This window comes from Roseomonas sp. SRI_022 (genome assembly GCF_057586215.1).
This window is the reverse complement of the sequence record NZ_JBYCZL010000011.1, coordinates 181,980-190,910: the sequence shown is the minus strand read 5'-3', so window position 1 is coordinate 190,910 and position 8,931 is coordinate 181,980. Positions and strand designations below refer to the sequence as shown.

At 68.9% G+C, this 8,931-nt stretch carries 9 protein-coding genes and 2 tRNA genes; 1 reads left to right on the top strand and 10 read right to left on the bottom strand.

Going from position 1 to position 8,931, the window contains the following annotated elements:
• Window positions 1–129 precede the first annotated feature (129 nt).
• The 5 genes from AC2YHJ_RS13515 to AC2YHJ_RS13495 form a co-directional block, all read right to left on the bottom strand.
• Entirely contained in the window at window positions 130–1,242 is a 1,113-nt protein-coding gene (locus tag AC2YHJ_RS13515) for a Hint domain-containing protein (RefSeq protein WP_487396582.1), read from the bottom strand.
• A gap of 151 nt (window positions 1,243–1,393) precedes the next feature.
• The gene (locus AC2YHJ_RS13510) at window positions 1,394–2,566 is read right to left on the bottom strand and encodes an acetyl-CoA acetyltransferase (protein ID WP_487396581.1); all 1,173 of its coding nucleotides are present in this window, start codon (window positions 2,564–2,566) and stop codon (window positions 1,394–1,396) included.
• A gap of 25 nt (window positions 2,567–2,591) precedes the next feature.
• The gene (locus tag AC2YHJ_RS13505; protein WP_487396580.1) at window positions 2,592–3,227 is read right to left on the bottom strand and encodes a Hint domain-containing protein; all 636 of its coding nucleotides are present in this window, start codon (window positions 3,225–3,227) and stop codon (window positions 2,592–2,594) included.
• Between the two features lie 125 nt (window positions 3,228–3,352).
• Complete coding sequence (locus AC2YHJ_RS13500; protein WP_487396579.1) at window positions 3,353–4,357, bottom strand: anion permease; 1,005 nt, start codon at window positions 4,355–4,357, stop codon at window positions 3,353–3,355.
• A 7-nt stretch (window positions 4,358–4,364) separates the two neighbouring features.
• The gene (locus AC2YHJ_RS13495) at window positions 4,365–5,009 is read right to left on the bottom strand and encodes a DUF47 domain-containing protein (RefSeq protein WP_487396578.1); all 645 of its coding nucleotides are present in this window, start codon (window positions 5,007–5,009) and stop codon (window positions 4,365–4,367) included.
• A gap of 288 nt (window positions 5,010–5,297) precedes the next feature.
• Between AC2YHJ_RS13495 and AC2YHJ_RS13490 the strand changes: the two genes are divergently transcribed.
• Window positions 5,298–6,488 (top strand): M14 family metallopeptidase, encoded by a 1,191-nt coding sequence (locus tag AC2YHJ_RS13490; protein ID WP_487396577.1) that lies wholly within the window; start codon window positions 5,298–5,300, stop codon window positions 6,486–6,488.
• Between the two features lie 161 nt (window positions 6,489–6,649).
• On the opposite strand, the gene AC2YHJ_RS13485 is transcribed toward AC2YHJ_RS13490, so the two are convergent.
• The 5 genes from AC2YHJ_RS13485 to AC2YHJ_RS13465 all read right to left on the bottom strand — a co-directional run bounded on the left by AC2YHJ_RS13485 (window position 6,650) and on the right by AC2YHJ_RS13465 (window position 8,860).
• Window positions 6,650–6,726, bottom strand: a tRNA-Arg gene (locus AC2YHJ_RS13485).
• A 30-nt stretch (window positions 6,727–6,756) separates the two neighbouring features.
• Entirely contained in the window at window positions 6,757–7,080 is a 324-nt protein-coding gene (locus AC2YHJ_RS13480) for an ETC complex I subunit (RefSeq protein WP_487396576.1), read from the bottom strand.
• A gap of 22 nt (window positions 7,081–7,102) precedes the next feature.
• Window positions 7,103–7,176: transfer RNA gene (locus AC2YHJ_RS13475), tRNA-Pro, on the bottom strand.
• A 69-nt stretch (window positions 7,177–7,245) separates the two neighbouring features.
• Window positions 7,246–7,725 carry a DUF192 domain-containing protein gene (locus tag AC2YHJ_RS13470; RefSeq protein ID WP_487396575.1) on the bottom strand — a complete coding sequence of 160 codons (480 nt, stop codon included), beginning with the start codon at window positions 7,723–7,725 and terminating at the stop codon, window positions 7,246–7,248.
• 7 nt (window positions 7,726–7,732) lie between these two features.
• On the bottom strand, window positions 7,733–8,860 hold the full coding sequence (locus tag AC2YHJ_RS13465) for an acetoin utilization protein AcuC (RefSeq protein ID WP_487396574.1): 1,128 nt from the start codon (window positions 8,858–8,860) through the stop codon (window positions 7,733–7,735).
• Window positions 8,861–8,931: the final 71 nt, after the last annotated feature.

The following is an 8,931-nucleotide window of genomic DNA, read 5'->3' as shown; positions in this document are numbered from 1 at the left end:
TCCTGGGGGGTAGCGGAGAGGCGGAAAGAAAGTATGGGTCTTGCCCGGAAGCGCGACGGCGCCGTCGCGACCGCGCAATCCGCAAGGCCGAGCGGGCACGCCGCGGGCGCACCGGGCCGCGGCGCCTGTTCAGCCATGCCGGCGATGCGCGAGATCTCCCCTCCGCGCCAGCGCGGCGCGGATGCGCTCGACACGCGGACCGGCGGCGACGCAGGGCGCGCAGGCGGGCACCTCTGACGTCGTGGCGGCGAAGTCCGGATGCAGGGTCACGACCCGGCCGGCATTGTCGAACTGCGTGCGGTTGCCGCAGTCGCGCCAGGATTCCGCCGGGGCGCCGTCGGCGACGATCACGTCGTGGCGATCCAGCTCGACGTGGAAATACTCGATGCGGCCGGCCACTGGGCTTTCCTGCCGGATCGCCGCGCCATCGACCAGCGCGATGGCCGGGACCAGCATGCCATCGAGATAGAGCGCGTGGTCGGGTGAGACGACGAGATCGCGGCACGGCATGCCCGGGCCGAGCGCCCCGGCATGCACGCGCACGGGACACACCTCTGCCGGGCGCGGGTGACGGCGCGTGTCCACGCGGCGGCGGCCGATCCAGCGCACGGGCCGCAGCCAGGCGCCACCAAGGCCGAGCGTGACGACCATGTCGCCGCTGCGCAGGGTCTCGATCGCCACTTCCCCCCGATCGGTCAGGATGCGCGTGCCCGCGGCGAAGCAGGGCGTCTGCAGCGTCTCGCCGGTTTCGCCATACGTGACCCATTCGATGTCGCCGGCGATGAAGTCCCGCCCGTCATCGCCATCGGACAGGTCGGTGTCGATGACGTTCCAACCGCTGGCGCTCTCGACCCATTCCCAGCGATGGCCGGCGGCGCCACCGGCCAGTTCCACCGTGTCGCTGCCGTCGCCACCATAGGCGGTGTCGTCGCCGGGAATGCCGTTGAGGACGTCGTCGCCCGCCCCGCCATACAGTGTGTCGTTGCCCGCCCCGCCGGACAGCGCGTCGTTGTCGTCCCCGCCCAGGAGCAGGTCGTCACCCTCGTTGCCGTAGAGGAAGTCGTCGCCGCCACGGCCGTCGATTGTATCGTTGCCCTCCCCGCCATGGATCTGGTTGACGAGGTTGGCTTCGTCGTTGGGCCAGACGTCCTGGGCATCGGAGCCGATGTAGGAATCGTCGCCGCCGGTCGGGCCGTTCGGCACGCGCGGCGTGCCGTCGGGGGCGTACCAGGTTCCGGACATCGCGCATTCCTTGATTCGAGTGGGGCTCAGCCACCCAAATCAACTATAACGCGATTTACAGTGTCGCAATATTCTCGTGAAAGTTTAACGCTCCATTCACGGGATGGGCGCGCGCGGCGGCGAATCGCCGCGTGGCCACAACGGGCATCGCCTAGCGGGCTCTTTCGAGCACCGAGACGTAATTCGCCACCGCCGCGCCGCCCATGTTGAAGACGCCGCCGAGATCGGCCTTCGGAAGCTGCATCGCACCGGCGCCGCCGGTGAGCTGCATGGCGGCAAGCACATGCATCGACACCCCGGTCGCCCCGATCGGATGCCCCTTGGCCTTGAGCCCGCCCGAACGATTGACCGGCAGCCGCCCGCCCGCCGCCGTCCAGCCTTCCAGTGCGGCACGGCCGCCCTTGCCTTCGGCGGCGAGGCCCATCGCCTCGTATTCGATCAGTTCGGCGATGGTGAAGCAGTCATGCGTCTCGACGAAGGACAGGTCGGCCACGGTGATGCCGGCCTGCGCATAGGCACGCGCCCAGGCTTCCTTCGCCCCTTCGAAGCGGACGATGTCCCGCGCGGCGATCGGCAGGAAGTCGTTGACCTGCACGGCGGCGCGGAAGCGCACCGCCTTGTTCATCGCCTTCGCCGTCTCCGCATCCGTCATCACCAGCGCGGCCGCACCGTCCGACACCAGCGAGCAGTCAGTCCGCTTCAAGGGGCGGGCGACATAGGGGTTCTTCTCGCTCTCGGTGCGGCAGAACTCGTAGCCGAGATCCTTGCGCATCTGCGCCCAGGGATTGTCCACGCCGTTCTTGTGGTTCTTCGCCGCGATGGCGGCGAGCGCGTCGGACTGGTCGCCATGGCGCTGGAAATACGCTTCGGCGATGCGGCCGAAGACGCCGGCGAAGCCACCTTCGATGTCCTGTTCCGTCTTGCGGTAGGACGCGGTCAGCAGGATGTCGCCGACCTTCGGGCCGGGGGTCGAGGTCATCTTCTCCGCGCCGACGACCAGCGCGAAGCGGCCACGCCCTGCGGCGAGGAAATCCCGCGCGCCATGGATCGCGGCCGAGCCGGTCGCGCAGGCGTTCTCGTATCGCGTGATCGGCTTGAAGCGCAGTTCCGGCACCGATTGCAGCACCAGCGAGGCCGGGAAGCCCTGCGGCGTGAAGCCTTCCCCGAAGACACCGACGAAGCCGGCATCAATGTCCTCCGGCCCGATGCCGGCATCCTCGATGGCAGCGCGTGCGACGCCTGCGATCAAGGATTCGAGGTCGGGTGCGTCCTCGCGCTTGCCGAAGGGGCTGTGCGCCCAGCCGACGATGCAGGGCTCGGTCATGGCGATCTCTCCTGGACGTGCGAGGTCAGTCTATCCCGCTTTCCGTCTCCTCGGGATCCCCGCCGGGCAGGACAAGCGGAATCGCGGGGGCGAAGGGGGACGCCGCCAGCCGGTCGCGCAGCGAGCCGACGCGCGGGACCGGCGTTGCGGGCTCGGGGTTGGCCCAGCCCATCCGTTCCGCCCGCCAGGACAGCATGGCGCGCAGCGTGGCGTCCGGCGCGCGACGCGGCGCGCAATCCGGCGCATCGCGATGCGGCCGGGCGGATTCCACCGCCGCCCCGGCGGCCAGAAGGGCGTCATGCCCGGCCAGTGTCACCTGCACGAGTTCCATCGGCCCATCGGCGGGAACCGAGAGGATGCCATGGCCATCGACCAGCGCCTCCGCGGCGACCAGGGCGCCGTCGAGCAGCAGGGCCTGGCCCGGGGGCAGCAGCAGGTCCTCCTGCGGGGCGCCGTCGTCCAGCGCCTCGGCCAACAGGCGGACCATCGGGCCAGCCCAGCGCAGCCGGCGCACCTCGAGCACCGGCTGGAAGGGCGCGGAGGTGCCGGAGATGGCGAGCACCAGGGCACCGGGCGCGAGGTCCTCCACCGCGACCTGGCCGGTCGGGGTCAGCACCGGCGTCCCGATCGGCAGGCCGCAGTCGGACGAAGCATCGGTCATAGGCGTTCCTCATCCGGTCGCGCGGATCTGTCACAAGGTCGGGCCGGCGCTGGCGGCTGGTCAACCATCGGCTGTCGGCAGCGCCTGTTCCCGCCTTGCAGGCTCCATCCGCCTGACTGATCCGCTTATCCGAACAATCCCGCCAGGGCGAAGGTCAGCGCGGCGATCAGCGCCGAGGCCGGGATGGTCAGCACCCAGGCGACGACGATGCCGCTCGCCACGCCCCAGCGCACCGAGGAGGTCCGCCGGATGGCGCCCACGCCGATGATCGCTCCGGTGATGGTGTGGGTCGTCGAGACCGGCACGCCGAGCCCGGTCGCGGCGAACAGGGTGATCGCACCGCCGGTCTCGGCGCAGAAGCCCTGCATCGGCGTCAGCCGGGTGATCTTGGATCCCATGGTGTGGACGATGCGCCAGCCGCCGAACAGCGTGCCGAGCCCCATCGCCGCCTGGCAGGACAGCACCACCCAGAAGGGCACGTGGAAACTGTCCCCGAGCATGCCCTGCGAGAACAGCAGCACCGCGATGATGCCCATCGTCTTCTGCGCATCGTTGCCGCCATGGCCGAGCGAGTAGAGCGAGGCCGAGACGAACTGCAGCGAGCGGAAGGTGGTGTCGACCTTGAACGGCGTGGTGCGTGAGAAGGTCCAGGACACCACCAGCATCAGCACCATCGCGAGGATCATGCCGATGGCCGGCGACAGCACGATGGCGAACAGCGTCTTGCCGAGACCTGACCAGACGATCGCGCCGACCCCCGCCTTGGCGATGCCCGCCCCGAGGATGCCCCCGACCAGGGCGTGGGAGGAGGAGGACGGGATGCCCGCCCACCAGGTGATCAGGTTCCACGCGATCGCGCCCGACAGCGCACCGAAGATCACCCGTGGATCGACGATGGCCGCCGAGACGATGCCCGTGCCGATGGTCTGCGCCACATGCAGGCCGAAGAACAGGAAGGCGATGAAGTTGAAGAAGGCCGCCCAGGCGACCGCATAGTGCGGCCTCAGCACCCGCGTCGAGACGATGGTCGCGATGGAATTGGCCGCGTCGTGCAGCCCGTTCAGGAAGTCGAAGGCCAGCGCGACGGCGATCAGGCCGATCAGCAGTGGCAGCGCGAGTGTCGCATCCATGGTCCGGTCAGACGTGCTCGACCACGATGCTCTCGATCTCGTTCGCCGCATCGTCGAAGCGGTCCACGATCTTCTCGAGCTGGTCGTAGACCTCCCGCATCGCGATGAAACGCAGCGCGTCGCCGTCCTTGGCGGCGCGGAACAGGGCGGTCATGCCAGAATCGTGAATGTCGTCCACCTCGCCCTCGACCTGGCGGATCTGCTCGCAGAGCTCGTTGATGCGCCCGGCATTGCTGCTGATGCGCGCCATCAGCGGCACGGCGTCGCGCAGCAGCGCGGCGCAGCGTTCGATGGCATCGCCCATGCGGCGCAGGTCGTCGGCGAATTCGACCATGCCGAACAGGACGATGGACTTCGCCGCCTTCTTCATCTGGTCGAGCGTGTCGTCCATCCGGCTGATCAGCGCCTGGATGTCGCCGCGGTCGAAGGGGGTGACGAAAGTGTGACGCACGGCCTGCACGACCTCGCGCGTTATGGCGTCGGCATCGTCCTCGGCGCGCAGCACGGCGGGGTAGTGGCGGGCGACCGCCTCCCCGCCCTCGAGCATGGCGCGTAGTTCGCCGGCGCCGCGCACGATGGCCTCGGCATGACGGGCGAACATCTCGAAGAAGTTCTCCTCGCGCGGCATCATCCGGCGAAACAACTGGAACATGGGCGGGGGTCCTCGTGGCCTGCGGTCGCCGGCGTTTCGCGGAGGTGTAATCCGCCCGGGCCGGCGGCGGCTAGACCTGCGCCTTGATGGTGCGGATGCCCCGCCATGTGTGCCTCGCAGCGCGACCGCAAGTCCCGGCCTGGCTTCTGCCAGACATGCGTATCACCGAGAGTTCAGCGGCAAACCCGCATTTCCCGCGGGAACATGCGGCCAATGTGCATGCAGTGCCCGCATGCTAACAGTGCGTTTGACGTTGACCGCTGCCTTCACAGTCACAAAGGGCCCGTCATGCCGGACACATCCGCAAAAGGCATCGACCGCCGCGATCTGATATTGGCGCCCGTTGCCGCGATCGGCGCCACGGCTGCCGTCGCCGTCAACGCTGGTGCCGCGAATGCCCGGGATGCAGCGGTCGCCGCCAGTCCGCCGTCAGGAACGGTCTACACCGGCGATGTTATCGGCGGGAAAAGGGTCGTCAGCGCACTCGATGTCAACGACCTGGAGCCGGGCAGGAAGCATCTCCTGCATTTCCGGGGCGTTGAGATGCCGACCGGACAGCACTGGTATGTGTCCGTGACGGTCGCCAAGGGAGCACGTCCGGGCAAGCGCGGCATCCTGGTCAGTGGCGTGCATGGCGACGAGATGAGTTCCGTGCACACGGTCCAGACCGTGATGAACCAGCTCGACCCCGCGCGGATGTCGGGCACGGTGATGGCAGTCACGGACGTGTCCCGGCCGGCCCTGGAAAGCATGCAGCGCCGATGGCCCAACCAGGGCCGCGGCATCGATCTGATCGACATGAACCGGGAATGGCCCGGGAACGAGAACGGCGCCACTGCGCCCAGCCGGCACGCCGGGCTCCTCTTCAACCGCCTGCTGCGACCGAACGCCGATTTCGCGATCGACTTCCACACCGGGACCACCGGCTTCGAAGTCACTGCCTTCAATATTGGCGGCATGGATGTGCCCGAGGTCAGGGCCATGCTGGAACTGTATCCGGTCGGCCAGATCTTCGACAATCACGTATACCCTGGCGTCCTGCACAACGCCTTCTTGGATGCGGGTATCCCGTCCTTCACGCCGGAGATCGGCGCCGCGCGCGTGCTGGATCCCGCGATGATCTCGCTCTTCGTCGAAGGCACGATGAACGTCCTCAAGCACCACGGCATCATTGGCGGGCCGATGGGTCGCACCGGCAAAGACGTGACTGTCTTCGTCGGGAACAGCGCGTTTCCGGTCCTGGCCAGCGCGGGCGGGCTCGTTGAACATCTGGTTCGGCTCAACGACCGGGTCGAACCCGGACAAAAGGTTGCGATTCAGCGCAACAGCTTCGGCGAAGTCGTCGCGGAGTATCGAAGCGGCGTGGCCGGGCAGATCACGGGCCAGCGCAGCGATGCGATGTCCGAGCCCGGCAACCCTTTGGTATTTATCCTTTTCAATAGGGCCGGACCGGAGGAGGCTCAGGTCTACCCCGAGTAGCAGTTGCCGCGCCTACCTCTGCGGCCGCGACTGACTTTCATCGTGGCCAAGCCCAAATGCCCTTGATGGGTGATCGTCATGAACTCGCCGGATGACGCACGGATGTCTGCTTGGTGCCGAAAGCGGCCCGAGCCCGATCTTGTTCCAGGGCAGTGAAAATCTGGCGCGCCCTGAGGGATTCGAACCCCCGACATTCGACTTAGAAGGTCGATGCTCTATCCAACTGAGCTAAGGGCGCCCGTTGCGGTCCTACCACGGGCAAGCGCGGTCAGTGCGACCAGTTATCGAACCGGCCGAAGCGGAAATTGTCGGCATAGACCTTGGGCTTCATCGCCACGGGCGCGGCCGGGACCTCGACCTCATAGGCGATGCCCTGCGCCTCGGCATAGGCGAGCGCCTGGTCCCGCGTCGCGAATTCCAGGCGGATCTGGCGGCGCATGTCGCCCGAGCCGACCCAGCCGGTCAGCGGGTCGAGCACCTTCGCCTCGGACGGCGCATATTCCAGCACCCAGGCATGGGCATTGCCGCGGCCCGACTGCATCGCCGACTTCGGCGGCTGGAAGATGCGGGCCAGGCCCCTGCTCTGCGACATGCTCATGTCCTCGGAAGTCGAATCGGGGCGACTGGATTCGAACCAGCGACCCCTTGGTCCCAAACCAAGTGCGCTACCAGACTGCGCTACGCCCCGTCGCGGCGCACCCTATGGAAGCGGCGGCCCGGGGGCAAGCGCCAGCCGGTCCGAATACCCCGGCCCGCGTCAGGGGGCGGTGCCGAACATCGGGTGCAGCACGCGGTCGCCGGCCCGGATATCCAGCCGTTCCGTCACCCCGGCCGCCAGTTCCAGCGTGGCCCGGACCGGCCCGCCGGAGGACACGGTCGCGAGCGACAGCGGCACGGTGCGTTCCGCGATGCGATGGATGCGCCCATCCGCGGCGATGAACACCATGTCGAGCGACGAGATGGTGTTGCGCATCCACATGTTGCTTTCGCGCGGGCTGCCCCAGTCGAACAGCATGCCCTCGTTGGGCTTCACCTCGGGGCGGAACATCAGGCCGATCATCTGCTGATCGGAGCGGATCGCCATTTCGACGGTGAAGGGCAGCCGCCGGCCGTCGCGGGTCTGGATGACCAGGGGCTCGGTCGGCAGGCGCGCCTGCGGCTGGTCCACGCCCGGCTGGGCGACGGCGGCAGCGGGGGCGGCGAGAAGGGCAGCCAGCAGGGCGCGGCGGAACATCATGCCCCTGTCATGGCACGGCCGGCGGCGCGCCGGGAAGGTCCTCCATCGCCTGGGCCGCGGCGCGGCGGACGACGGCGCGCACCACGCCCGGCCGCGGCGGGTCGGCCAGAGTGGTGAACCAGGCCTCGGGCGGGTTGCGGCCCGCGGCACGGGAGAAGGTCAGGCCGCGCAGAATGGCTTCGGCCGCCGGCGGCAGGCGATCCGGCATGGCCTGGCCGGTGAGCCGGCCCCAGACCCCGGCCCAGCAGCGCGCGACCGACCAGGGATTGTACCCGCCGCCGCCGAGCACGATGAGCCGCGGCGCGAGGCCCATCACCGCCCCCACCACCGCCCGGTGCGCATTGTTGGACAGGGACAGTCGCGCCAGCGGGTCTTCCTCCAGCGCGTCGGCTCCGCATTGGACCATGATGGCTTGCGGGCGGAGGTGCCGCGCGATGGGCAGGATCGCCTCATGCAGCACCCACAGCATCTCGCTGTCGTTGAAGCCGGCCGGCACGGGAATGTTCCGCGCATGGCCCCCTGCCCGGTCGCCGGCGCCGCCGCTGAAGGGCCAGCGCCCATCCTCATGCACCGACAGGGTGAAGACGCGCGGGTCGTCGTGGAAGGCATCCTGCACGCCGTCCCCATGATGCGCGTCGATGTCGAGGTAGAGGAGGCGCGTCAGCCCCTGGTCCAGCCAGCCGAGCAGCCCGAGCACCGCGTCGTTGAGGAAGCAGAAGCCGCTCGCCCGGTCGGGCCGTCCGTGATGCGTCCCGCCGCCGGGGACATGGACCATGCCGCCATCCCGGGTCAGTTCGGCCGCGAGCATCGTGCCCCCCGCGCTGGTTGCCGGGCGGCGGAACATCTCGCGATAGATCGGGTTGCCGTCGGCGCCGAGGCGGAATCGCTCGCGCTCCTCGGCGGTCACCTCCTGGGTGGCCTCGGCCCGCTGCAACGCGTCGAGGTAGTCCGGTGCGTGGAAGCGGGCGAGATCGCCGGGGGTCGCTATCGGGCTGTCGCGATACTGCGCCGGCGGCAGCCAGCCGAGCGCGCGGATCAGGTCGAGCGCCACGGAGACGCGCGGAATGGCCAGCGGGTGCTTCGGCCCGTAGCTGGAACGGCGGTAGATCTCGGAGCCGATCAGGATGGGAGGCATCTGTGCCGATGAGGGTTGGGTCCGGCGCGCCAGCGGCGCAAGACCCCTCGGCGCGGCGAGGAATTCACCGG